We start from the raw sequence: 24,430 nt of genomic DNA, 5'->3' as shown, positions 1-24,430 counted from the left end.
CGGAAACGGCCGGGGTTCGCCCCGGCCGTTTCTTCTATTCCGCCGCGGGCATCCCGAAGTCGAAATGCGCCTGGGCGACCGGCGCGAAGCTCCTGCGGTGGTGCGGCGTCGGGCCGAGCGACCGGAGCGCTTCCTGGTGGACCCTGGCGGCATAGCCCTTGTTGCTCGCCCAGCCATAGCCGGGGTGGAGCGCATCGAGCGCGATCATCATCGCATCGCGGTTGTGCTTGGCGACGATCGAGGCGGCGGCGATCGACAGGCAGAGCGCGTCGCCGCCGACCACGGCATGGCTCTGGTGGCTCCAGTCGGGGCAGCGATTGCCGTCGACCAGCACGAAGGCGGGCGGCAGATCGAGCGCGGCGACCGCGCGGGTCATCGCCAGCATCGTCGCCCAGAAGATGTTGAGCGTGTCGATCTCCTCGACCGAGCAGATGCCGATGCCGACCCTGGCGCAGGCGAGGATCTCGGCGCAGAGCCGCTCGCGCTTGCCGGCGGTCAGCGCCTTGGAATCGTCGATACCCTCGGGGATGCATTTCGGATCGAGCACCACCGCCGCCGCCACGACCGGGCCGGCGAGCGGGCCGCGGCCGGCTTCGTCCACCCCGGCGACCGGGCCGCCGTGCAGCTTTCCATATTTCCGCTCGAACTTGAGATCAGGCCCGGATTTAAGCATCGCCGACGCGCCATGGCGGATAGCGGCGCATCTCGCCAGCCTGATAGAGACGAACCGAATTGCCGGCCGGATCGCGCAGCCGCGCCTCGCGCCAGCCCCAATTCTCGTCCTTCGGCTCCTGCTCGAACTTCACGCCCTGCTGCTGGAGATAGGCGACGGTGACGTCGAGGTCGCCGCATTCGAAATAGACGACCGGGGCGGTGTAGCCGGGATCGGTGGCGATGCTGAAGGTGGCGCCGCCCTCGGTCTCGAAGCGCGCGTATCTTGGACTGGCGCGGACGACCTGGGTGAGGCCTAGCAGCCGGTAGAAGCGCTCGCTCGCCGCCAGGTCGGTGGCGGGCACGGTCACCTGGTTCAGCATCGGCTCGAAGAAGCTCATGTTGAGATCGAGCCGCACCGCCTGGTGCCCCATCGGGCCATGGCCGCGGCCCAGCCCCGGCGCCTCCAGCATCGCGATGCGGACGAAGCGGCGGGCGCGGCGAACCGCCTCGGGCAGGTCCCACTCCACCGCCAGGCCGCAGGCGATCGCCGAGGACAGGGTGCAGCCGGTGCCATGGGTGCTGTCGGTATCGATGCGCGGATTGCTCCACTCGATCTCGGGCGGATCCTCGGGATCGGCGGAATAGAGCCGGTCGGTGATCACCGGGCCCTCGACATGGCCGCCCTTGACCAGCACGGCGCAGCGATGTGCCTCGACCAGCGCCCGGGCGTCGCCACCGAGCGCGGCGAGCTCGGGGATGTTGGGCGTGACGACGGTGGCGCGGTCCATCAGCCGCTCGAACGCAGCGATGGTCGCGTCGTCGGCGAGGGTGGCGCCGCTGGTCGCGACCATGACGGGGTCGAACACCACCGGCACGCCGGGCAGCTCGGCGAGCTTCTCCGCCACCGCCAGCGCGGTGCGGGCCGAGCCGATCATGCCGATCTTGACCGCATCGACGCCGATATCGGCGACACAGGCGTCGATCTGCGCGAGCACCATCTCGGTGGGCACCGGATGGACGCCGGTGACGCCGAGCGTGTTCTGCGCGGTGATCGCGGTAATCGCAGTCATCGCATGGCCGCCGAGCATGGTGACGGTCTTGATGTCCGCCTGGATGCCCGCGCCGCCGCCGGAATCAGAGCCGGCGATGATGAGGATGCGAGGAGTCATGTGCCTCAACCCCTGGAGTTAACCCTTGAACCGGCGCTCCGTGGAGGCCGGGTTGCTCGCCAGCGCCTTACCCACGCGCGCCGGCCGGTCCAACAGCTCGCCGCCGCAATTGGGGCAGCGTTCGTCGAGCGCATCGGCGCAGTCGGCGCAATAGGTGCACTCGAACGAGCAGATGAACGCGCCGCCCTCGTCCGCCGGCAGGTCGGCGCCGCAGCGTTCGCAATCGGGGCGCATTTCCAGCATTCTACCACCTTCTCCCCTTCCGCTTGCGGGAGGGGTCGGGGGAGGGGCTGTCTGCACCTCCCGATATCGAGGGACATGCCCTCCCCTAGCCCCTCCCGCAAGCGGAAGGGGAACTTAGGCCGCGACCTCCGCGACCACGGCACAGATGCGGTCGACCACCGTCTCCACCTGGCCCTTGTCATCGCCCTCCGCCATCACCCGGATCACCGGCTCGGTGCCCGAGGCGCGGATGACGAGGCGGCCCTTGCCGTCCAGCTCCGCCTCGGCGGCGGCGATCACGTCCTTGACCCGCGGATCCTCGAGCGGCTTGCCGCCCTTGAAACGGACATTCTTGAGCAGCTGGGGCAGCGGATCGAAGCGGTGGAGCACCTCGCTGGCCGGCGCGCCGGCGCGGACCAGCTCGGCCAGCACCTGGAGCGAGGCGACCAGCCCGTCCCCGGTGGTGGCATAGTCGGACAGGATGATGTGGCCCGACTGCTCGCCGCCGACATTATAGCCCGACGAGCGCATCTTCTCGAGGACGTAGCGGTCGCCCACCGCGGTGCGGATCAGGCCGAGGCCCTGGGCCGAAAGGTGCCGCTCGAGCCCGAGGTTCGACATGACGGTGGCGACCAGCCCGCCGCCGGCCAGCCGGCCCTGGCGCGCCCAGCCGCCGGCGATCGTCGCCATCAGCTGGTCGCCATCGACGACCTTGCCATGCTCGTCGACCACGATCAGCCGGTCGGCATCGCCGTCGAGCGCGATGCCGATATGCGCGCCCGAGGCGACCACCGTCTCGCATAGGGTGCCCGGCGCGGTGGAGCCGACGCCGTCATTGATGTTCTTGCCGTTCGGCGTGACGCCGATCGCGATCACTTCGGCGCCGAGTTCCCACAGCGCCGAGGGGGCGACCTGATAGGCCGCGCCATTGGCGCAATCGACGACGATCTTGAGCCCGTCGAGCGTCAACGCCTCGGGGAAGGTCGACTTGGCGAAGTGGATGTAGCGGCCGCGCGCATCCTCGACGCGGCGGGCCCGGCCGATATCGGCCGACTGGGCGAGCGGCACCTCGCCGTCGATCAGCGCCTCGATCGCCAGCTCGTCCGCATCGGAGAGCTTGAAGCCGTCCGGGCCGAACAGCTTGATGCCGTTGTCGGCATAAGGGTTATGGCTGGCCGAGATCATCACGCCCATGTCGGCGCGCATCGAATGGGTGAGCATCGCCACCGCCGGCGTGGGCATCGGCCCGAGCAGCACCACGTCCATGCCCACCGAGGTGAAGCCGGCGACCAGCGCATTCTCGAGCATATAGCCCGAGAGCCGCGTGTCCTTGCCGATCACCACCCGGTGGCGATGATCGCCCCGCCGGAAATGCGCACCGGCCGCCATGCCGACCTTCATCGCCATCGCCGCAGTCATCGGCGCGACGTTGGTCGCCCCGCGGATTCCGTCCGTACCGAAATATTTTCTTGCCATGTGCCGTTTTCTCGCGACCTTGCGGGCCCTCAACCGCCACCCGATTAGCGCGGAAAACCAAAAAGGGCGAGCATGTCGCAAGCATTGAGAATCCTGATCGCGCTGGTCGCGGGACTGGGCGTGGGGATAGCGCTTGCCAATTACGCGCCGGGCGCGGGTGGCTTCGCCCTGCATTATTTCACCAAGCCGATCGGATCGGCCTGGCTGCACGGGCTGCAGATGGTGATCGTGCCGCTGGTGGTGGCGCTGCTGGTGATCGGTATCGCCGCCTCGGCCGAAGCCGCGCGCGCCGGGCGCATCGCCGCGAGCGCGCTGATCTGCTTCGTCGCGATCCTTTGGTTCAACACGCTGCTGTCGGCCTTCGTCACGCCGATGCTGCTCCAGCTCTTCCCGCTGCCGCACGAATGGGCGGAGGCGCTGCGCGCCTCGCTGTCGAGCGCCAAGGTGGCCGGGCAGGTGCCGAGCCTGAGTGACTTCTTCGACAAGATCGTGCCGACCAACATCGTCGCCGCCGCCAGCGCCGACGCCTTCCTGCCGCTCACCGTGTTCGCCATGGTCTTCGCCTTCGCGATCACCCGGCTGCCGACCGAGCGGCGCAAGCTGCTGCTCGACTTCTTCCAGGCGATCGCCGACGCGATGATCGTGGTGATCGGCTGGGTGCTGATGCTGGCGCCGGTCGGCGTGTTCTGCCTTGCCTTCGGCCTGGGCATGGAGACCGGCGCCGCCGCGTTCGGCGCGCTGCTCCACTATATCCTGATCGTCTCTTCGCTGGGCATCATCGTGCTGCTCTCCGCCTATCCGATCGCCGCCATCGGCGCGCGGATGCGGATCGGCCGTTTCGCCCGCGAAGTGCTGCCGAGCCAGGTGGTGGCGCTGAGCACTTCCTCCTCGCTGGCCAGCCTGCCGACCATGCTGCGCTCGAGCGAGGCGCTGGGCGCGCCCGCCACCGTATCGGGCGTGGTGCTGCCGATCGCGGTCGCCGTGTTCCGCGCGACCAGCCCGGCGATGAACCTGGCGGTGGCGCTCTATGTCGCGCATCTGACCGGCACGCCGATCGGCCCCGGCCAGCTCGCCGCGGGCATCGCCACGGCGGCGATCACCACCATGGGATCGGTCAGCCTGCCCGGCACGATCAGCTTCTTCGCCTCGGTCGCGCCGGTCGCGGTGGCGATGGGCGTGCCGATCGAGGCGCTGGGCCTGCTCGTCGCGGTGGAGACGGTGCCCGACCTGTTCCGCACGCTCGGCAACGTCACCATGGACGTCGCGGTCACCGCGACGATCGCCCGCCGCACCGGCGATGGCGAACCCAAGACCGAGACCGACGCGCTGCTCGCCGAAGAGCTTTGACCGGCCGCATCGCCGGACTGTGGCTGGCGCTGCTCGCGGCGTCGGCGGCGGGCACGGCGATCCTCGAGGCGATCGGGCTGTCGGCCGGGCTGCTGCTCGGCCCGATGCTCGCCGCGATCGCCTTTTCGGCGCGCGGTGCGGCGCTGCGCCTGCCCAAACCGCTGTTCGTCGGCGCCCAGGCGGTGATCGGCTGCCTGATCGCCGGCACGCTCGATATCGGCACCTTCGCGCGGGTGGTGACGCAGTGGCCGCTGTTCCTCGGCGTGACCGCGGCGACGCTCGGGGCGAGCAGCCTGCTCGGTTACCTGCTCAGTCGCTGGCGGGTGCTGCCGGGCAGCACCGCGATCTGGGGATCGATGCCGGGCGCCGCCTCGGCAATGGTGGTGATGGCCGATGCGTTCGGCGCCGACGCGCGGCTGGTGGCGTTCATGACCTATACCCGCGTCGTCTGCGTGGCCGGCGCGGCCTCGATCCTCGCCGCGGCGCTCGGCGCGCATCACGGCGGCGACTGGCTGGTGACGATGCTCGCGCCCGCCCCGCTGATCCCCTCGCTGGCAACGCTGGCAGTGGCGGGGATAGGCGCATTCGTCGGACTCAGGCTGCGCATCCCGGCGGGGGCGCTGCTGGTGCCGATGGCGGCGGGGATCGCGCTTCATGCCATGGGCGTGCTGCGGATGACTTTGCCCGAGCCGGTGCTGGCGGTGAGCTATGCGCTGGTCGGCTGGCGGATCGGACTGGCCTTCAACCGCGAGACGCTGGCGCTGGCGGCGAAGGCGCTGCCGCGGGTGCTGCTCTCGACCTTCGTGCTGATCGGCTTTTCGGCGGCGCTGTCGCTGGTGGTCGCCCGGCTGACCGGGATCGATCCGGTCAGCGCCTATCTGGCGGTGAGCCCCGGCGGGCTCGATTCGGTGGCGATCATCGCGACCTCGGTGCCGGTCGACCAGCCCTTCGTGATGGCGATGCAGGCGCTGCGGTTTCTTGCCGTGCTGGCGCTGGGGCCGACGCTGGCGAGGGCGGCGGCGGGGCGGTTTGCCAAATCAAATTCCTCCCCGAGCTTGCTCGGGGAGGGGGACCGCGACGCGTAAGCGTCGGGGTGGAGGGGCGGCGGTGGAACACCGCTGAGTGCCGTGACGGCCCCTCCACCACCGCCTTCGGCGGCGGTCTCTCTCCCCCAGACAAGCTGGGGGAGGAATTGTTATTTCATCAGCACCAGCTCTTCCGACATGGTCGGGTGCAGCGCGACGGTCTGGTCGAAGGCGTCCTTGGTCAGCCCCGCCTTCACTGCCACCGCCGCAGCCTGGAGGATCTCCGGCGCGTCGGGCCCGATCATGTGGAGGCCGACGACCCGGCCGGTCGTGCCGTCGCAGATCATCTTGTAGAGCGCGCGCTCGTTGCGATCGGCCAGCACGTTCTTCATCGCGCGGAAATCGGACTGGTAGACCGCGATCGAGCCGAGCTTGTTGCGCGCCTCGCTCTCGGTCATGCCGACGCTGGCGAGCGGCGGGTGGCTGAACACCGCGCTGGGGATGCAGCTGTAATCGACCTGATGCGGCTTGCCACCGAAGATCGTGTCGGCGAACGCCTGGCCTTCGCGGATGGCGACGGGGGTGAGCTGCACCCGGTTGGTCACGTCACCCACCGCATAGATCGAATCGACCGAGGACTTGTTGTCCGCATCGACCTGCACCGCGCCCTTGCTGTCGAGCGTGACGCCGACCTCGGCAAGACCCAGGCCTTCGGTGTTCGGCACGCGGCCGGTAGCGAAGAGCACGCAATCGACTTCAATCGGCTCGTGCTTGGTCAGCGTCACCTTGAAGGCGCCGTTCTCGAGCTTCTCGATACTCTTGAACTCGGCATGGAAACGGAAATCGATGCCCTTCATCAGCGAGATCTGGAGCAGGCGGTCGCGCATCGAATGGTCATAGCCGCGCAGGATCACGTCGGTGCGGTTGACCAGGGTGACGTGGCTGCCGAACTCGTTGAAGATGCCGGCGAACTCGTTGGCGATATAGCCGCCGCCGGCGATCAGGATGCGCTTGGGCAGCTTTTCGAGGTGGAAGACTTCGTTCGAGGTGATGCCATGCTCGCTGCCCGGGAATTCGGGCACGTGCGGATGCGCGCCGGTGGCGATCAATATGTACTTGGCGGTGATCTTGCGGCCCGAGGCCAGCGTCACTTCGTGCGGGCCGGTGACGGTGGCGCGCTCGAGGAAGGTCTCGACATTATTGTTGTGCAGCGTCTGGGTGTAGAGGCCATTCAGCCGGTCGACATCGGCCATGACATTGTCGCGCAGCACCGCCCAGTCGAAATCGCATTCGGGCACGTTCCAGCCGAAGCGGCGCGCGTCCTTCAGATCCTCGGCAAAATGGGCGCCATAGACGAGCAGCTTCTTGGGCACGCAGCCGCGGATCACGCAGGTGCCGCCGATGCGATATTCCTCGGCTACCGCGACCTTCGCGCCATAGGCCGCGGAGACGCGCGAGGCACGGGTGCCCCCGGAACCGGCGCCGATCACGAAGAGGTCATAGTCGTATTCGGCCACGTGATTGTCCTTCCCGCTCGTTTCGAGGCCGGGAGATAGGATGCGCGCGGCGCTCTGCCAATCTCACCCTTGGCCCAGGTCGACCCGGCGCGAGAGGAAATAGAGGATCCAGGCGATGCCGACCGCGGCGAGCAGAAACAGGAAGATGCCGCGATCGATCGCCTCGGGCGGGACGAAGTGCGACGAGAGCAGGGCGATCGCGACGAAGCTCCCCACCCAGAGCTGCAGCGCGATCCGCCAGGGATTGATGCGCCGGAAGCGACCGGCGATCTCCTGGGGAATGGGCGTGCGCAGCGCGAGCGAGGCGGCGATGCGCGCGCGGAGTGCCCGCAGGTCGCGGCGATAGCACCAGAGGCGCCAGAGATCATCGACATGCCACAGCGCCAGCCCGCCCATCACGATCACGCCGATCTGGCCGCCCCCGAGCCCGAGCCACGGCTTGAGCGCGAGCAGCACGCAGGTGAAGGCGAGGAGGATGCCGACCATCGCCCATTGCGCGGGCGGGCGGCTGTCGACGATGAACTTGTCGATGATCGCATGCGCCTCGTCGCGCCAAGGCTGGATCGCGTCGGCGGGCACCGGCAGGGTGCGGCCGCGACCGGCATGGAACATCGGCCCGAGCGGCGTCTGCGCGAACCAGCGGTCCACCGCCGCGCGCTCCATGTCCCGGACCCGGTTCTCGTGGTTCATCGGACTGCCCCTCGGCGTGACGGGAGGGGAGCTTAGCGCGGGACGGTAAACGGATTGCCTGCACAGACCGTCATCCCGACGAAAGTCGGGATCTCGTGCGGCTCTGTCCCCGCGCCTTCGCCTGAGATCCCGGCTTTCGCCGGGATGACGGGAACGAGGCTAGCGCTTCCGCACGAACTCCGCGCGCAGGACGAGGCCCTTGATGCCTTCGTACTTGCAGTCGATCTCCTGCGCGTCGCCGGTCAGGCGGATCGACTTGATCAGCGTGCCGCGCTTGAGCGTCTGGCCGGCGCCCTTGACGGTCAGGTCCTTGATCAGCGTGACCTGGTCGCCGTCCTGCAGCAGGTTGCCGACCGAATCGCGCACTTCGACCGTATCCGCCGCGCCCGCCTTTGCCGCAGCCTCGGCGGCGGGGACCCACTCCCCGCTCGCCTCGTCATAGACGTAGTCGTCGTCGCTCACTTGAACGCCCGGGCGATCAGGTCGTTGGTCGACGCGTCGAACGACTGGTCGCCCGCGCCCGCCGCCTTGGCCATTTCCTTGCCGAGCTCGACACCGAACTGGTCGAACGCGTTGATGCCGAGCAGCACCGCGTTCACGAAGGTGCGCTGTTCGTAGAAGGCGAGGATCGCGCCGAGCGTGCGCGGATCGACCGTGTCGAGCAGCAGCGTGGCGGAGGGGCGGTCGCCCGGATAGTCGCGCGCCAGATCGTCATTCTTGCGGCCGGCCATCAGCGCCGCACCCTGGGCGAACATGTTGAGCAGCAGCTGGCGGTGATGCTCCTCGGCCAGCCCGTCGCCCGGCTCGATCGAGCCGATGAACTCGAGCGGCACGAGGCGGGTGCCCTGGTGGAGCAGCTGGAACACCGCATGCTGCGCGTCGGTGCCGACGCCGCCCCAGGTGATCGGCGCGGTCGGGTAGGTGACCGGCTGGCCCTGCGCGGTGACGCGCTTGCCGTTCGACTCCATCTCGAGCTGCTGGAGATAGGAGGGCAGCAGGCCGAGCCGCTCGTCATAGGCGAAGGTGGCGCGCGTCTCGCAGCCACGGACCTGGGTGTAATAGAGGTCGGCGAACGCCGCGAGGACCGGCGCGTTCGCCTCGAACGGGGCGAGGCGGAAATGGCGGTCCATCTCGGCGGCGCCTTCGAGCAGCTCCTCGAACGCGTCCCAGCCCAGCGCGAGCGCCGCGGGGAAGCCGATCGACGACCAGAGAGAATAGCGGCCGCCGACGGACTCGGCGAAGGGCAGCACGCGCGTCTCGTCGATGCCGAAGGCGATCGCCTTTTCCGGCGCCGCGGTGAGCGCGACGAGCTTGCCGTACGGATCGGTCACGCCGCCCTGCATCAGCCATGAGATCGCGCTCTCGGCATTGAGCATCGTCTCGGTGGTGGTGAAGGTCTTCGACGCGATGGCGACCAGGGTGGTCTGTGGATCGAATCGGTCGAGCGCGGTCTCCAGCGCGACGCCGTCGACATTCGAGACCACGGCGACCTCATAGCGGTCGGCGTCGCGGCCGAGCGCGTCGACCAGCAGGTCCGGACCCAGTGCCGAGCCGCCGATGCCGATATGGATGACGCTGCGGATCGGGCCGAACGCCTCGGCCTCGATCGCGTCGATCAGTGCGCGCATCCGGGCATGATAGGCCTGGGCGCGGGCGACGCTGTCGGGCGAGCCTTCGCCGCGCTCGGCGGTGTGCTCGACCGAGCGGCCCTCGGTGACGTTGATCTTCTCGCCGGCGAACAGCAGGTCGCGCTTGGCGACCAGGCCCATGTCGGCGGCGATCTTCGAGAACGCCGCGACCAGCTCGGGCGTCAGGTGCGTCTTCGACCAGTCGAAATGGATGCCGGCAACGTCGGCGGAGAGTTTGGCGACGCGGTCGGAATCGCGCGCGAACAGCTCGGTCAGCGTGGAGGCCTCGAGCGATTTTACGGCGGACCAGTCGGGCAAGCTCATGTTCATCTCCATTTGCGACAAGCCAGCCCCTATCGTCCCAATCTCTCCGCCGCCACTCCATTCATCGGCTTGACCTCACCGCCCGCCCCAAGCAGAGCAGGTACCCATGGAAAACACCCCCGCCGATTCCCTGAACGAGAAGCCTGCCACTCCCGCCGCGGCGGCTGCGGAGGAGAAGCCCAAGAACGAGTGGAAGGACCTGGGCCTCTTCCTCGTCAAGCTGGCGTTGATCGTCTTCGTGGTGCGCAGCTTCATCTTCTCGCCCTTCTCGATCCCGTCGGAATCGATGATGCCGCGGCTGCTGATCGGCGACTATCTGTTCATCACCAAGTGGAACTACGGCTATTCCAAGCACTCGCTGCCCTGGAGCCTGCCGCTGATCCCGGGCCGCATCTTCCCGGGCACGCCGGCACGCGGCGACGTGGTGGTGTTCAAGGCGCCGGGCCATAATGGCGAGGACTGGATCAAGCGCGTCATCGGCCTGCCGGGCGACAGCGTCCAGGTCGTCAACGGTCAGGTGATCTTGAACGGCAAGGCAGTGCCCAAGCAGAAGGTCGCCGATCTCGAGCTGCCGGTCACCCCGAACTTCACCAACTGCCCCACCCTCTTCCAGGCCGTGAGCGCCAAGGGCGATCCGGTGTGCAAGCTGCCGCGCTTCCGCGAGACGCTGCCGGGCGGCAAGAGCTATGACGTGCTCGACCAGGGGCTGACCCCGCAGGACAATACCGAGGTCTATCACGTCCCCGCCGGCCATGCCTTCCTGATGGGCGACAATCGCGACAATTCGACCGACAGCCGCTTCTCGCAGCCGCCCGAGGGCCAGGGCATCTCCTATGTCCCGCTCGAGAATATCGAGGGCAAGGCGGTGCTGAGCTTCTGGTCGACCGACGGCAGCGCCAACTGGTTCCTGCCCTGGACCTGGTTCACCGCGGCGCGCTGGAGCCGGATCGGGGAAGGCTTTTGAGCGCTCCCGACCTGGGGGAATGGATCGCCAGGACTTTCGGCCAGCGCCCTTCTGACCTGGGCCCCTATCAGCGTGCGTTGACGCATGGCAGCCAGGCTGCCGAGAATTACGAGCGGCTCGAGTTCCTCGGCGATCGGGTGCTTGGCCTGGCGATCGCCGAATGGCTGTACGAGCGGTTCGCCAGCGAGCCCGAGGGCGCACTGTCGCGCCGGCTCAACGCGCTGGTCACCGGCGCGATGTGCGCCAATGTCGCACGCGAAGTCGGCGTGCCGCCGCTGCTCCGCCTGGGCAAGCAGGCGCGCGGCGACGGCGCGGCGGACAGCGACAATGTGCTGGGCGACGCGATGGAGGCGCTGATCGGCGCGCTCTATCTCGAGTTCGGCTTCGCGCCGGCGCGCGATTTCGTCCGCAAGGCTTGGGCCAAGCATATCGACGCGCATGCCAGCGCGCCGCGCCACCCCAAGTCGGCGCTGCAGGAATGGGCGGCCGCGAACAATCGCCGCCCGCCCGAATATGAAGTCGTCGATCGCTCCGGCCCCAACCATGCGCCGCGCTTCACCGTGAAGGTGTCGATCGGCAGCTTCGCCGATGCGAGCGCCGAAGGCACGAGCAAGCAGGAAGCCGAAACCGCGGCCGCGGCGGCTTTGCTGGAAAAGCTCAAGGCATGACCCGTTTCTCCCCTTCCGCTTGCGGGAGGGGTCGGGGGAGGGCGTATATATCTCCCCGGAATTTAGACCGACATCCCCTCCCCTAACCCCTCCCGCAAGCGGAAGGGGGATTTGGAACTGATATGACCGATACCCCCGAAACCCAACGCTGCGGCCTGATCGCAATCGTCGGCGCGCCCAATGCCGGCAAGTCCACGCTCGTGAACGCGCTGGTCGGCCAGAAGGTCGCGATCGTCAGTCCCAAGGCGCAGACCACACGCACCCGGGTGATGGGCATCGCGATCGAAGGCGATGCGCAGCTGATCCTGGTCGACACGCCGGGCATCTTCACCCCCGAGCGCCGGCTCGACCGCGCGATGGTCGCCGCCGCGTGGGAAGGTACTGACGGCGCCGACCTGATCGCGCTGATCGTCGACGGCAAGGGCGGGATCGGCCCCAAGGTGCACACCGTGATCGAGAGCCTGAAGGGCCGGCGCGAGCGCAAGATCCTGATCCTCAACAAGGTCGATGTCGCCGACAAGCCACGCCTGCTCGGCCACGCCGCCAAGCTCAACGAGATCCTGCCCTTCGACGAGACCTATTTCGTCTCCGCCCAGACCGGCGACGGCGTGCCCGAATTGAAGGCGGCGCTGGCCGCAGCGATGCCGCAGGAACCTTGGCACTTCCCCGAGGACCAGGTGAGCGACGCGACCGACCGCATGCTCGCCGCCGAAGTGACGCGCGAGCAGCTCTATCTCCAGCTCCACCAGGAGCTGCCCTATGCCTCGGCGATCGAGACCGAGCAGTACAAGGAGCGCGAGGACGGATCGGTCGAGATCCACCAGCAGATCCTGGTCGAGCGCGAGACCCAGCGCGCGATCGTGCTCGGCAAGGGCGGCAGCCGCATCAAGGAGATCGGCGCGCGGGCCCGGGCGGAGCTTTCGCGTCTCATGGGCGTAAAGGTTCATCTCTATCTTCACGTGAAGGTAAGGCCGGAATGGCAGGAAGACCGTTCGCTTTACCGTGAGATCGGGTTGGACTGGGTCGAGTGACGAAGAAGCTCAAGGTCGCCATCGTACAGGATTCGCCGGTTCCCCTCGCCATTGGCGCGGGGCTGGACAAGGCCATCGCGAAAGCACGCGAGGCGATCGAGAAGGGCGCGCGCGTCATCGCTTTTGGAGAGGGTTTCCTCGGCGGCTATCCGGCCTGGCTCGAGCATGTCGCCCCCGCCCGGCTCTGGGACCATCCCGGCACCCGCGAGCTGCACGCGCTGCTGCTCGACCAGGCGATCCGCGGCGACGATCCGCGCTTCCAGCCGCTGCAATGGACGGTCGACATCGCCGATGTCGCGGTGTCGGTCGGTGGCTATGAGCGTGTCCGCCAGAGCCTCTATGCGACGCAATTCCTGTTCCGGCCCAAGGCGCCGGTGCTGCGCCACCGCAAGCTGATCCTGACGCCCGCCGAGAAGCTGATGCTGGGGCGCGGCGACGGATCGACGCTGGGGCTGCACGAGGCGCCCTGGGGCAGGATCGGCCAGCTCGCCTCGACCGAGCATTGGATGCCGCTCGCCCGCGCGGCGATGCATCATGAGGGCGAGACGGTGCATGTCGCCGCCTGGCCGCAGGTCACCGACATCGCGATGCTCGCCTCGGCGCATTATGCCTATGAGGGCCGCGCCTTCGTGCTGGCGGCCGGCACCATCCAGTACAAGCAGGAGCTGATCGCCGGCTATGAGAAGGCCGGCGGCGACGGTTCGGCGCGCAAGCTGCTCGACCGGCTGCCGGACGGCCAGATCCAGCGCGGCCATAGCGCGATCCTGGCGCCCGACGGGGTGGTGATCGCCCAGGCAGGCACCGCGCCCGAGCTGCTGATGGCCGAGATCGACCTGAACGAAGTCGATCGCGGGCTGGCGACGATGGACGTCGACGGCGCCCAGGCGCGGCACGACGTGTTCGAGCTCTCGGTGGACCGCCGCCAGCGTGCGGGGATCATCGACAAGGGCGACAGCGAAGCGGCCTAGACTCAAGATCCTCCCCCGCCAGGGGGAGGGGGACCAGCGAAGCTGGTGGAGGGGGAGGTAAGCAGCCAATTCTCGGCTCGTACACCTCCCCCTCCGTCGCGCTACGCGCGCCACCTCCCCCTAGCGGGGGAGGATTGAAGGAGGGACACGTCATCCCTCAACCTCCAGGCTCAACCCTTGCCGAGCTTGTCCCTGAGCCCCGCCAGCCCGCCGAACGGCCCGCTTTCCTCCGCGAGCCGCTTCGCCTCTTCCTCGCTGATCACGCCAGCATCGCGCAGCGCGGCCTCGGCGGCGGGGCTGCGCGGATAGGGATCGAGCGCCAGCGCCAGCGTCTCGGCCGCCGCCTCGCCCAGGTCGATCGCGCCGCCCGAATAGAAGACGACGTCGCACTCGTCCTCGCTCAGCTCGGTCTCGTCGTCGCTGTCCTCGCCTTCGCTCTCGGGAAGGAAACGGATCGCGAAATCCTCCTCGATTCGCGCAGGCACGGGATCGTCGGTGATCACACAGGCCTGGACGACCTTGGCCGAGAGATGGCCGGTGGCTATGATGCCCTGCGCATCGCGGCGGATGCGATAATCCGCCACGAGGCTGTCGAGCGTCTTGAGACCGAAGCGCTCGGCCAGCGCGGCGCGCTCCTTGGGCTCGGCCTCGACATGGACCTGGCTCTCGCCGGCACCGATCGTGTCGAGCCGCTGCGGGCGGTTGAATTCACTCTGGATCATGCGAGATCTCCCGCGACCAGCGTGGCGATCGGCGTATCGGCCAGCTTCGCGTGGAGCGCGCGCAGCCCGGTCTCGACATGGGCGAGCGCTTCCGGCGCCGGCGCCTCGCCGCGATAGAGGTTGCGGACCAGCGCCTCGCCCAGCGTGCCGTTCGCCAGCCCCTCGCGATAGGCGCCGAGCCGGCCGCCGAGCATGCCCATCATCTTGCCGACATGCTTGCCGACGACGATGTCGCCGATGCCGATCTGGCGCAGCTGCCCGTCCATGTCGGCAATGAACACTTCGGTGAGGTGGGTGCTGAACGGCACCGCCGTCTCGTCCTGCTCGAGCCGGAGCAGGACCAGGCTCATCACCGCGGCGATCATGTCGAAGCGGCCGTCGATCGTGTCGGGCACCGCCCCCGCTTCATACCAGTGCGGCTGACGGCCGCGCGCGACGATGGCGGCGTAGAGAATCGGGGCGGCACCGCGGTCGGGAGCCTGGAAGAGCCGCTTGAGCAAGCGCATGTGCCGAGATGGTTCCTGCAATCGAAGGGCGCGACCTTGTTTGGCCGCATTTTGCCGCATATTGAGGCGAACGGCCCGCGATGCAATGTGCGCGGTGCCGGTACGCGTTTGCCTGGAGACCAGAATGTCGATTCCCGCCCGCGCGCTAGGCGCCGCCCTGCTGGCAGCCGCGCTTGGCACCACCGCCTGCGTGCCCGTGCGCACGCACCAGGGCTATATCATCGACAAGGAGCTGGTCGATTCGGTGCAGCCCGGCATCGACACCCGCGAATCGGTGCTCCAGACGCTCGGCCGCCCGACCTTCACCAGCCAGTTCAACGAAGGCGAGTGGTATTACATCTCCCGCCAGAGCGCGAACCTCGGCTATCAGGGCCTGAAGGCCAAGGACCAGACGACGCTGCGCATCACCTTCGATGCCAAGGGCAATGTCGCCGCGGTCGATCGCACCGGCAAGGACCTGATCGCCCAGGTCGATCCTTACGGCAAGACCACCCCGACGCTGGGCCACAAGCGCGGCTTCTTCGAGGACCTGTTCGGCAATATCGGCACCGTCGGTGCGCCGGGCACCGGTGGCCCGGGCGGTGGTGGCGGCGGCAACGGCCCCTAGTTGCTAGCCGCGATTCGTCTCCTTTCATTTCGCTGACGGTGCCGTTCCCGGGCCGTTCAGCGAGGCTCCTCCACAAGGGCGATCTACCGGAAAGCAAATCCGGTCAGTGCTTTGGAGGAAGACATGAAGACGTTCGTAACCGCCGCGCTGCTCGCCGCCGTCGCGATGCCGGCCATGCTGGTGCCGGCTGCGGCCAGTGCCCAGTCGCGCGAGGAACTGCGCCGCGACCGCCAGGACATCCGCCACGAGCAGCGCCAGCTGCAGGACGCCTATCGCCGCGGCGACCGCCGCGACATCCGGGACGAGCGCCGCGACGTGCGCGAGGCGCACCGCGAATATCGCGAGGACCTGCGCGACCGTGACCGTGCCTGGGGCCGTGACGACTGGCGCTTCAATCGCGATCGCAACCGTTCGCTCTATGGCCGTGGCAGCTGGAACGCCCCGTTCCGCTATACGTCCTTCCGCGCCGGCGGCCGGATCGCCCCGAATTATTATGGCTCGCGCTATGTGATCGCCGATCCGTGGCGCTATCACCTGCCGCGCGCCGGCCGCTACCAGAACTGGGTGCGCCACTATAACGATGTGCTGCTGATCGACACGCGCCGCGGCATCGTCATCCGCACGATCCCCGGCTTCTACTGGTAATCCGGCAAGATCAAAGGCTTCGGCCGCACCGCCTTTTGGGGCCGTGCGGCCGGTGCCGTTGGGCACGGTCCCGAAAGGGGTAGGGACCGTTTGCCGTAACGTCCGGAGCAGCGTTTCGCTCCCTCAACATTCCCCAAATTTGCGCGCTATCGGATGGTGAACAGCACCTGGTCGACGGTCTTGCCGTCGAGGTCGATCAGGGCGAGGCGATGCTTGCCCGGCGGGGCGAGGATCAGCGGGCGCGAATCGGCGGTGCCTAGGTCGCGCTTGTCGAGAATCAGCCTATGGCCAAGCGCCTGTCCGGACACCGAAATCGCCAGGCGCTGGTTGTCGCGCGGGATATCGGGGTCGAGCGCATAGACGCTGCCCCCCACCGGATTGACGATGCGCGGCCGGCGCGCCTCGGCCGGGGCATAGGCGATACGGTCGAGCCCGGTGCCCTTCAGGAAATATTCGCGGCGCGGCTGCTCGATGCCCGCGGCGAAGCGGATCTGGCGTTCCTCGATCCCCTCGGGACGCGGCGGCGCCTTGCCGGGATTGGCTTCGTTGAGCGCCAGCATCACGTCGCGCCACACCGGTGCCGCACCGCTGGTGCCCGAGACCGCGCGCATCGGATCACCTTCGAGATTGCCGACCCAGACGCCGACGGTGAAGCGATCGGTGAAGCCGACGCACCAATTGTCACGCATCGCCTTCGAGGTGCCGGTCTTCACCGCGGCCCAGAAGGGCAGGCGCAGCGCCGAATCGACCCCGAAGGTGCCGGCACGGGCGTTCGGGTCGGCGAGCATGTCGGCGACGATCCAGGCGGCCTGGGGCGTGGTGGTGCGGCGCGGCGCTTCGCTCTTCGCGTCCATCGTCAGGCGAAGTGGCGACCAGCGCCCTTCGAGCGCGAGGCTGCGATAGGCGTCGACCTGCTCCATCAGCGTCACCTCGGCCGATCCGAGCGCGAGCGAATAGCCATAATATTGCCCGTCCTCGACCAGCCCGCGATAGCCGGTGTCCCAGAGCCGGTCGCGGAATGCGTCCACCCCGGTGAGCAGCAGCGTGCGCACCGCCGGGACGTTGAGCGAGCCGGCCAGGGCGATGCGCGCGGAGACCGGGCCCTTGAACGCCTTGTCGTAATTCTGCGGCACATAGAGGCCCGAGGCGGTGTCGAGCTGGACCGGGGAATCGTCGAGGATCGAGGCGGCGGTGAGATAGCCCTTCTCGATGCCCATCGCGTAGAGGAAGGGCTTCAGCGTCGATCCCGCCTGGCGATAGGAAGAGGCCCCATCCACCGCGGGCGCCGTGCTCTCGCCGCCGATCCCGCCGACATAGGCGAGCACGTCGCCGCTCTGGTTATCGACCACGATGACCGCCCCATCGCGGGCGCGGCTGCCGCCCAGCCCCTGGAGCTGGCGCCGGAGCGCCGTGATCGCGGCGCGCTGGATGCTCGCATCGAGCGTGGTGGTGATCTTCGCGCCGGGCCTGGTCAGCAGTGCAGCGGACAGGTGCGGCGCGAGGCCCGGATCGAGCGCCAGGCTGCGCGCCGGGCCGAGCATCGAGGCGGCGGCGCCGGCGAAACGGCTGCAATCCTTGTCGCGGCTGAGCGCGCAGGCACGCCGCGCGACTTCGCCCGGGGCCGCCTGCGGATTGGGCAGCAAGGCCGCGAGCAGCAGTGCATCGTCGCGGGTCAAGGTCGCGGGGGTCTTGCCGAACAGCCCGAGCGCGGCGGCGCCGATCCCCTGTGCCTCGCCGCGGAAGCCGGCCAGGTTGAGATAGGCCTCGAGGATCTGGTCCTTGCTCCAGCGCGATTCGAGCGCCCAGGCGGCGCGCATCTGGCGCAACTTGTCGCGCAGCCCGCGGCTGCCGGGATTGGCGAGGTCGGGCGCGAGATAGGCGGCGACCTGCATCGACAGGGTCGAGGCGCCCCGTCCGCGCTTGCCCTCGATCCGGTCGCGCGCCGCGCCGCTCAGCGCCATCCAGTCGACTCCGCCATGCTCGCGGAAGCGCCGGTCCTCCGCGGCGACCAAGATATCGCGCGCGACCGGGGAAACGTCCTGCAACTTCGTCCAAGCGAGCCGGCGCGCCTGGTAGTCGATGCGGCTGGAATCGATCAGCACGCCGTGCCGGTCGTAGAGCCAGGCCTCGGACGGATGCCAGCCGGCACGGACCGCGGCATAGTCGGGCAGCGCGGGCGGGCGCGTCACCCACCAGAAGCTCGCCGAGGCGACGAGGAGCAAGGTCAGCAGCGTGCCGACGATGCGCGGCGGCGTGATGACGCCCCGCCAGCCCTTCTCCTTCCAGACCGCGCGTTCGCGGCCCAGCCACGCACGCGCCCCCTCGGGCGCATCATCGATGCGCTTCGTCCAGCGGCGGGCGAAGGCGAGGAAGCGGTCGAAAGCCCCCTTCGCCGTCACCGCTGCGCCACGGACATCACGGCATTGGGCAGCTGCGCGCGGATCTCGGGCGCGTACATCGCCTCGATCCGGGTCGCGGGCAGGTTGAACTTGCCCGCCGCATCGAGCCGCATCACGTACGACACCGTGAAGCTGCCGCGCGGCACCCAGCCGTAGAAAGCGCGCCAGCTGTCATTGCCGCGCTCGATATAGTTGGGCGAGACGCCTTCGCTGGTGCCGCTGTCCTTGGCGAGCAGCTCGGACTGGCCGCCGAGATTGCCGACGATCGTCGCACCGGCCGGCACCGGATCGTTGACCACCACCCAGTTGCGCTCGGCCGAGGCCTCGACGCTGATCGTCACCTTGACGACGTCACCGCGCGTCCAGCGGCCGGCGACGGCCTGCTTGACCGCTTCGACCTTCTTGGTCGCCTTGTAGCCGGCCATCAGCGGCTGGGTGAGCGGCACCGCCGCCTTCACCCGCACGAACGCCCAGGGACCGGCAGCGCTCGACTGGCTGAGCACCAGCGGCGTGGTCTGGGCCGGCAGCGGGAAGCCGAAGCTCCGCTGCGGCTCGGCGAGCGGCCAGCTCAGGCTCAGCGGCGTGTTGCTGCCGAAGCTGGCGGTGGTCACGCCCGCGATCGCCTCGGCCGGATAGAGACCCATGAAGCGCCGCGCGAGGATCGTGCCCCAGGCATTGGCGGTCGTGGTGTCCCAATGCCCGCGCTGCTGGCGGGCGGCGATACCGACCATCAGCTTGGCCGAGTCATTCTCCCAGCCGGGGCGGCCGAGCGTGGCGAGCAGCACCTTGATCGCCGCCTCGTCGTCCGACGACATCAGCCACCAGGCCATGCGGCCCTTGTCCGAGATGTCGACGCGCGTGCCTTCATAGACCAGCCGGCTGCGCAGCACCTTCTCGGCATCGACGCGAAGCTGCTGGCCATTGGCGAGGCCCTGCACCTTGCCGAGCGCCATGGCATAGTCGGAAAGCGTGCTGGTCGGCATCTCGGCCGGCGTGATGCCGATCTGGCCGAGCATCGCCGAGGTCGCCGCACCCTGCCGCGCCAGCGCGGTGAAGGCCGCGACACGCTGCAGGCGGACATCGCCATAATCCTCGTGCCGCAGGCGCCCGTCGAGGACTGCCTTCATCGCATCGAGCATCTTGGCCCTGGGGCCTTCCGGCAGCGGCAGGCCCGCCTCGCCGCTGGCCGAGAGGATATAGGCAGTCAGCGCCTCCGAGCCGGGCCAGTCGCCCGGCCAGTAGCGCAACAGCCCGTCGCCATCCTGATAGGCCGGGATGTCGCTGGCGATCAGGTTCCACATCCCCGTATCGCCCAGCGCGATCGCCCGCGAGGTGCGCTGCTCGAGGCAGTTGTACGGATAGGCGGACATGTATTCGCGCACGCCGGAGAGCGGCGGGGCGAGGCTGTCGGTCAGGCTCACCTCGACCGTGCCGAAGCCGGGCAGCGCGCCCGCCGGCGGCGCGATCGGGAATTGCGTACCCGTGCCGACTCGCCCGAGCGTCGCCGCCCAGGTCTCGACCGGGACGGCCGGCGCCACCACCTGCGCGACGGTGACCTTGTCGGTCGACTTGCCGTCCGCCGACTTGGCGGTGACCGTCCAGCTCAGCTTGCCGTCGCGCGGCGGCGCGGTGAGGTTCCACACTACCGGCGCGGCACCGCCCGCCGGGATCTCGACGGTCAGCGGCTTGCCGGTCGCATAGGCTGGGTTGAGCGCCACCGTGGCGGTGACCTTCATCGGCTTGCTCGAACCGTTGCGCAGCGTGAACATCGCGCCGAACTGGTCGCCGGTGCGCACCAGCTGCGGCACGCCGGCATAGATGGTCAGGTCCTGCGACGAGCGGATGCTCGCGCTGCCCGTGCCGAACAGCTGCGGGCCCGAAGTAGCGATCGCGACGAGCTTGAACGAGGTCAGCGCATCGTTGAGCGGCACCGCGACCCGGGCATGGCCATTGGCGTCGAGCGCGACCTTGCCCTTCCACAGCAGGACGGGCTGGAAATTCTCGCGGTTGAGCCCGGAAAGATCGCCGCCGCCACCGCCGCCGGCCTCGACGGCCTTCTTGCCGTAATGCCGCTTGCCGACCACCTGGGTCTGCGCAGTCGAGGTCAGCACCGAGATCGGGCGGTCGCCCATCATCGCGGTCAGCACGTCCCAGCTCTCGTTGGGCGAGAGCTGGAGCAGCGCCTCGTCCACCGCGACGAAGGCGACATCGGCCGAAGCCGCCGGCTTGCCGTCGGGGCTCTTCACCGTGACGTCGACCTGCGCATTGTCGCGCGCGGCATAGCTCGCCTTGTCGGCCTTCACCGCCACGTCGAGCTTATGGCCTTCCCAGCCGACCTTCACCTTGGCGATGCCCAGCCGATAGGCGGGCTTGGCGAGATCGACCGTCGCGGTCGGCTCGCCGCCGTCCTTCGACCAGGGCGCACCCCAGTCGCGCGCCATGTTCGAGCGCCAGTTCTGCCAGCCGGTGACGCGCCCGCGCACCGCCATGACCGATACGAACACGTCCGGCGCATAATCGCCCGGCATCGGCACTTCGATCACCGGATCCTTGCCGGTCAGCCCGACGACGAAGCTCGACAGCACGCCTTCGCGCTCGACAGTGACCAAAGCGGTCGCGTCGCGGAAGGGCATGCGAACCTGGAACTTGGCGGTCTCGCCTGCCTTGTATTCGAGCTTCTCGGGGATGACGTCCATGCGGTCGCCATTGTCGCCGCCGAACCACCAGTCGTCGTCCCCGACCAGCCAGACCGACTTGGTCGCCCGGGCGACATTGCCATTGGCGTCCTTGGTGGTCGCCACCGCATAGACTTCGCCCGACACGCCGGGATCGAGCGCGCAACTCGCCAGGCCCTGGGCGTCGGTCGTCGCCGAGCAGGTGGCGCTCAGCCGGGTCGTCTTCATCTGGTTGTCGTATGCGTAGAAGCCGCCGATCAGCCGGCGCCGCGCGGTGAGGATCTCGCGGCTGTACAGCTCGACCGCGATCGCCTGGTTGGCGATCGGCTTGCCATTGGTGTCGAGCGCGACGAAGCGCAGGCGCAGGTCGTCCTGCTTCATCAGCCACCCATCGGTCTTCACGCCCAGCTGCACCGCGGAGGTGAAGATCGGGATGCGCCGCGACGAGGTCAGGATCTGGCCATTGGCGTCCTGATAATCCATCTCGACCAGCATCGTGGTGTTCTGTTCGAGCGTCTGCGGCACCTCGGCATTGATCCGGCTGGTGCCGTCCGCGCCGAGCGTGGCCGGCAGCGTCTGGGTCGGCGGCAGCTTGACCTCTTCGTCCTCGCCCTCGCCGTTCATCGGCTTGGTGCCCTCGGTCATCGCGCGGCCGCCAAAGCTGTAGCCGTCATAGCCGTCGGGGGTCTTGAAGTCGGCGAAATAGCCGATGCGCGCCTCGACCGGCAGGCTGGCCGCGCCGCCGCCCGAGAGATAGCCGACGAACAGGTCGAGCGGCAGCGTGTTCGGGCGCACCGCGGCATCCTTGGGCCCGGCGACCGACGCCTTCATCGTCGGCAGCTTGTATTCGTCGACCTTGAACGACTGGCCGGTCCAGATCGTCTTTTCCGTGCCCCCGGCGTCCTTGGTGAGGACGGTGACGTCGTAGTCGCCCATCTTGGCGCCCTGCGGCGCGGTCCATTCGCTCTCGCCCACGCCATTGGCGTCGATGCTCAGCGGCAGGTCGTACTGGGTGTCCGAGCCGCGATGGCTGAGGCGCAGCGTGCCGCTGAACGCCGGGCTGCTCGCGAAGCCCGCCGCGATCGGCTGGCGCACGATGTGCTTCATGTGCACCGTCTCGCCCTGGCGGACGAGCGAACGGTCGAACACGGTGTGGAAGATCTGCTCCTGCTCCGACCAGCCATAGTTGAGGTCGAAGTCGAACGGGCGGATGCCCTGGCCCCACTGCGTGAGGGTGAAGCTGAAGTCATCGGCCTTGCGCGCCGAGACCATCAGCGGGCTCGAATTGCCGTTCTCGCAGCTCGAATAGGTCTCGGGCGCGGGCAGGCCGGCGGGCACGCCGAGACGACCCGAGGCGTCGGTCTTGCCCTTGGCGAGCAGCTGACCGGTGCAGCTGTCGGTGACGCGCACCTCGGCGTCGCCGACGCCCTGGCCACTGTCGAGCGCGGTGACCCAGACCAGCGACTGGTCGCGGCCCCATTTGAAATGGACGCTCATGTTGGTGACGAGCGCGCCGGTGGCGACATAGCGCGGCGCCTTGCGGCCGAGCAGCGCCTCGCCGAGCCGCGGGCTGGCCAGCTCGACGATATAGAAGCCGGGCTGGCTCAGCGGGATGCCGACGACCTCGAAATCCTTGCCCTTGCCGGGCAGGCCGATCTTGAGCGGCTTGCCGGTGGCCGGGGTCAGCAACGGCTTGGCGCCGGTCTGGTTGATCGTGATCGTCTCGTCGCCGCGCTTGATCTCGTCGGACTTGTCCTCGGCCGCGTCGGCGAGCGCGCGGAACCACTTGGCGATCTCGGCGTCGCCGCCCTCGATCTTCAGGCTCTGTCCACTCACCGCCATCTGCATGCCCTGGAGATCGGGCTCGACATTGCGGACCGAGACCGGGAGGACGCCGCCCTCCTTCGCTTCGAGGATGCCGAAATTGCCGGCGAACTTCACCAGCGGCGGCGGCGCGTCAAACTTCACGTCGAGCGGGAAGCGCTCGGCATTGGCGAGCTTGCGGCCGCTCTCGTCGGTGATGTTGGCGGGGAAGACGACCTTGGCGATTGTCTCCGCCGGCAGCGGCGCCTTGAACTTCAGGTCGGCGACGGTCGCCTTGTTCTTGTCGTCGTCGCCGAAGATCGGCTTCAGCTCCTTGCCGTCGGGCGTCTTGATGCGGACGGCCTCGGCCTGCGCCCTGGGGATCGGGGCGGAGAAGCGCACCCAGGCGTCCTGCACCGGGCTGCAGCCCGCGGTCGGGTTGACGCGCGAGCATTCGAAGCGGGCGCTGAATTCCTTGCGGACGGTGAAGTCGAAGCGCTGGTCGGTGCCGGCGGCGCGGCCCGAAGCGCTCTTGATGTCCTTGCCCCAGACCAGCCCCATGTCGCGGCCGGGCGGCAGCGGGCGGCGGCACTTCACCGCGACGACGCTGGCGAGCGACTTCGCGCGATCCTCGGCCTTCTCCGGCAGCGCCTGGGGCAGGCCCGCCTCGCTCAGGAAGCTCTGGACCTGCCAGCGATCGGTGCCGAGATCGGCGAGCAGCTTGGGCGCGACATCGGCGGGCAGCACGTCGACCGGAATCTTCTCGCCCAGCCCGTCGACCGCGCAATAGGCATTGGCGCCGACCGAGGCGGGATCGGGCGCGAGGTTCGCCGCGACGACGAAGACCTGGTCCTCCTCGATCTCGCTGCCATAGCGGTTGGGCAGCACCGCGCGGGCGATCGGGCCGCCCGAATCGACGGTGAACTCCTTCTGGCCCTGCAGCTCATAGCCCGACAGGCTCTTGATCCCGTCGCGCAGGGTGAACTTGCAGGTGACGCCGCCGGGGAGCGGGCTGGCGAATTCGTGGACATAGGTCTGCTGGTCGACCCAGCGGCCCTGGCCGCCGGTCGGGCAATCGACCTTGAAGGGGGATTCGGCGCGCGGGTCGCCCAGCGGCACCATCGGCACGTTGAAGCGCGCGGTGAAGCGCTCGATCGCGCCGTCGCCGACGCCGGGGGTCGCCATCTCGACCTGAGGACTGTTGTCACCGAACGCGGTAACGGCGCCGATCGGCGCCAGGATCAATGCCAGAACGCCTAGCCGGGCAACGAGCTTCATGGTGGCAACCTCCCCTCGGGCAGCGGTCGGCACGATAGCCGGGCCCCGTTACGAGTCCAGCGACGAATTAACCGCGTCCGTTTCGGAGCGAAAATGCACCATGGCGCTTGAT

At 68.6% G+C, this 24,430-nt stretch carries 20 protein-coding genes; 8 read left to right on the top strand and 12 right to left on the bottom strand.

The annotated features are described in order from the left end of the window. Window positions 1-34 precede the first annotated feature (34 nt). The 4 genes from ACEN8G_RS21035 to glmM form a co-directional block, all read right to left on the bottom strand. On the bottom strand, window positions 35-673 hold the full coding sequence (locus ACEN8G_RS21035; protein WP_413418800.1) for a ribonuclease HII: 639 nt from the start codon (window positions 671-673) through the stop codon (window positions 35-37). Continuing rightward, window positions 666-1,823, bottom strand: coding sequence for a bifunctional hydroxymethylpyrimidine kinase/phosphomethylpyrimidine kinase (gene thiD, locus ACEN8G_RS21030; protein ID WP_413418798.1), 1,158 nt, complete (start codon window positions 1,821-1,823; stop codon window positions 666-668). Before thiD ends, ACEN8G_RS21035 begins: the two co-directional genes overlap by 8 nt. An 18-nt stretch (window positions 1,824-1,841) precedes the next feature. Continuing rightward, complete coding sequence (locus ACEN8G_RS21025) at window positions 1,842-2,066, bottom strand: DUF1272 domain-containing protein (RefSeq protein ID WP_413418796.1); 225 nt, start codon at window positions 2,064-2,066, stop codon at window positions 1,842-1,844. A 114-nt stretch (window positions 2,067-2,180) separates the two neighbouring features. Continuing rightward, a complete protein-coding gene (gene glmM, locus ACEN8G_RS21020; RefSeq protein WP_413415921.1) occupies window positions 2,181-3,521 on the bottom strand; it encodes a phosphoglucosamine mutase in 1,341 nt (446 codons plus the stop codon). 72 nt (window positions 3,522-3,593) lie between these two features. Here glmM and ACEN8G_RS21015 point away from each other — a divergent pair, with 72 nt between their 5' ends. Together ACEN8G_RS21015 and ACEN8G_RS21010 are read left to right on the top strand one after the other, a co-directional pair. Continuing rightward, on the top strand, window positions 3,594-4,868 hold the full coding sequence (locus tag ACEN8G_RS21015; protein WP_413415920.1) for a dicarboxylate/amino acid:cation symporter: 1,275 nt from the start codon (window positions 3,594-3,596) through the stop codon (window positions 4,866-4,868). Further along, entirely contained in the window at window positions 4,865-5,953 is a 1,089-nt protein-coding gene (locus ACEN8G_RS21010) for an AbrB family transcriptional regulator (protein ID WP_413415919.1), read from the top strand. Before ACEN8G_RS21015 ends, ACEN8G_RS21010 begins: the two co-directional genes overlap by 4 nt. A 110-nt stretch (window positions 5,954-6,063) precedes the next feature. Here the strand turns inward: ACEN8G_RS21010 and gorA are convergent, their stop codons facing one another. From gorA to pgi, 4 genes are all read right to left on the bottom strand, one after another. Next, entirely contained in the window at window positions 6,064-7,410 is a 1,347-nt protein-coding gene (gene gorA, locus ACEN8G_RS21005; protein WP_413415918.1) for a glutathione-disulfide reductase, read from the bottom strand. A gap of 63 nt (window positions 7,411-7,473) precedes the next feature. Next, complete coding sequence (locus tag ACEN8G_RS21000; RefSeq protein ID WP_413415917.1) at window positions 7,474-8,100, bottom strand: hypothetical protein; 627 nt, start codon at window positions 8,098-8,100, stop codon at window positions 7,474-7,476. A gap of 159 nt (window positions 8,101-8,259) precedes the next feature. Further along, a complete protein-coding gene (locus ACEN8G_RS20995) occupies window positions 8,260-8,562 on the bottom strand; it encodes an alkylphosphonate utilization protein (protein WP_413415916.1) in 303 nt (100 codons plus the stop codon). Beyond that, the gene (gene pgi, locus ACEN8G_RS20990; RefSeq protein ID WP_413415915.1) at window positions 8,559-10,052 is read right to left on the bottom strand and encodes a glucose-6-phosphate isomerase; all 1,494 of its coding nucleotides are present in this window, start codon (window positions 10,050-10,052) and stop codon (window positions 8,559-8,561) included. The genes ACEN8G_RS20995 and pgi overlap by 4 nt, the downstream gene beginning before the upstream one ends. Before the next feature lie 106 nt (window positions 10,053-10,158). Here pgi and lepB point away from each other — a divergent pair, with 106 nt between their 5' ends. From lepB to ACEN8G_RS20970, 4 genes are all read left to right on the top strand, one after another. Beyond that, the gene (gene lepB, locus ACEN8G_RS20985; protein WP_307116600.1) at window positions 10,159-11,016 is read left to right on the top strand and encodes a signal peptidase I; all 858 of its coding nucleotides are present in this window, start codon (window positions 10,159-10,161) and stop codon (window positions 11,014-11,016) included. Then, window positions 11,013-11,684, top strand: coding sequence for a ribonuclease III (rnc, locus tag ACEN8G_RS20980; protein ID WP_413415914.1), 672 nt, complete (start codon window positions 11,013-11,015; stop codon window positions 11,682-11,684). Before lepB ends, rnc begins: the two co-directional genes overlap by 4 nt. 122 nt (window positions 11,685-11,806) lie before the next feature. After that, on the top strand, window positions 11,807-12,715 hold the full coding sequence (gene era / locus ACEN8G_RS20975; protein ID WP_413415913.1) for a GTPase Era: 909 nt from the start codon (window positions 11,807-11,809) through the stop codon (window positions 12,713-12,715). Then, window positions 12,712-13,683: a nitrilase-related carbon-nitrogen hydrolase gene (locus ACEN8G_RS20970; protein WP_413415912.1), complete on the top strand. Its 972-nt coding sequence runs from the start codon at window positions 12,712-12,714 to the stop codon at window positions 13,681-13,683. The genes era and ACEN8G_RS20970 overlap by 4 nt, the downstream gene beginning before the upstream one ends. A gap of 170 nt (window positions 13,684-13,853) precedes the next feature. Here ACEN8G_RS20970 and ACEN8G_RS20965 read toward each other — a convergent pair whose 3' ends face one another. Next, window positions 13,854-14,405 (bottom strand): YceD family protein, encoded by a 552-nt coding sequence (locus ACEN8G_RS20965; RefSeq protein ID WP_413415911.1) that lies wholly within the window; start codon window positions 14,403-14,405, stop codon window positions 13,854-13,856. Further along, on the bottom strand, window positions 14,402-14,911 hold the full coding sequence (locus tag ACEN8G_RS20960) for a ubiquinol-cytochrome C chaperone family protein (RefSeq protein ID WP_413415910.1): 510 nt from the start codon (window positions 14,909-14,911) through the stop codon (window positions 14,402-14,404). The genes ACEN8G_RS20965 and ACEN8G_RS20960 overlap by 4 nt, the downstream gene beginning before the upstream one ends. Before the next feature lie 124 nt (window positions 14,912-15,035). Here ACEN8G_RS20960 and ACEN8G_RS20955 point away from each other — a divergent pair, with 124 nt between their 5' ends. Continuing rightward, window positions 15,036-15,518 carry an outer membrane protein assembly factor BamE gene (locus ACEN8G_RS20955; RefSeq protein ID WP_413415909.1) on the top strand — a complete coding sequence of 161 codons (483 nt, stop codon included), beginning with the start codon at window positions 15,036-15,038 and terminating at the stop codon, window positions 15,516-15,518. Window positions 15,519-15,641: 123 nt separating this feature from the next. Further along, window positions 15,642-16,163: an RcnB family protein gene (locus tag ACEN8G_RS20950; RefSeq protein ID WP_413415908.1), complete on the top strand. Its 522-nt coding sequence runs from the start codon at window positions 15,642-15,644 to the stop codon at window positions 16,161-16,163. 146 nt (window positions 16,164-16,309) lie between these two features. Here the strand turns inward: ACEN8G_RS20950 and pbpC are convergent, their stop codons facing one another. Both pbpC and ACEN8G_RS20940 read right to left on the bottom strand, forming a co-directional pair. After that, window positions 16,310-18,406 (bottom strand): penicillin-binding protein 1C, encoded by a 2,097-nt coding sequence (gene pbpC, locus ACEN8G_RS20945; protein WP_413415922.1) that lies wholly within the window; start codon window positions 18,404-18,406, stop codon window positions 16,310-16,312. A 152-nt stretch (window positions 18,407-18,558) separates the two neighbouring features. Then, window positions 18,559-24,318 (bottom strand): alpha-2-macroglobulin family protein, encoded by a 5,760-nt coding sequence (locus ACEN8G_RS20940; protein WP_413415907.1) that lies wholly within the window; start codon window positions 24,316-24,318, stop codon window positions 18,559-18,561. Window positions 24,319-24,430 lie beyond the last annotated feature (112 nt).

This window comes from Sphingomonas sp. Sphisp66, from assembly GCF_047324325.1.
Lineage (GTDB): Bacteria > Pseudomonadota > Alphaproteobacteria > Sphingomonadales > Sphingomonadaceae > Sphingomonas.
The sequence above is the reverse complement of the archived record's forward strand: the minus strand, read 5'-3'. Positions and strand labels throughout refer to the sequence as shown.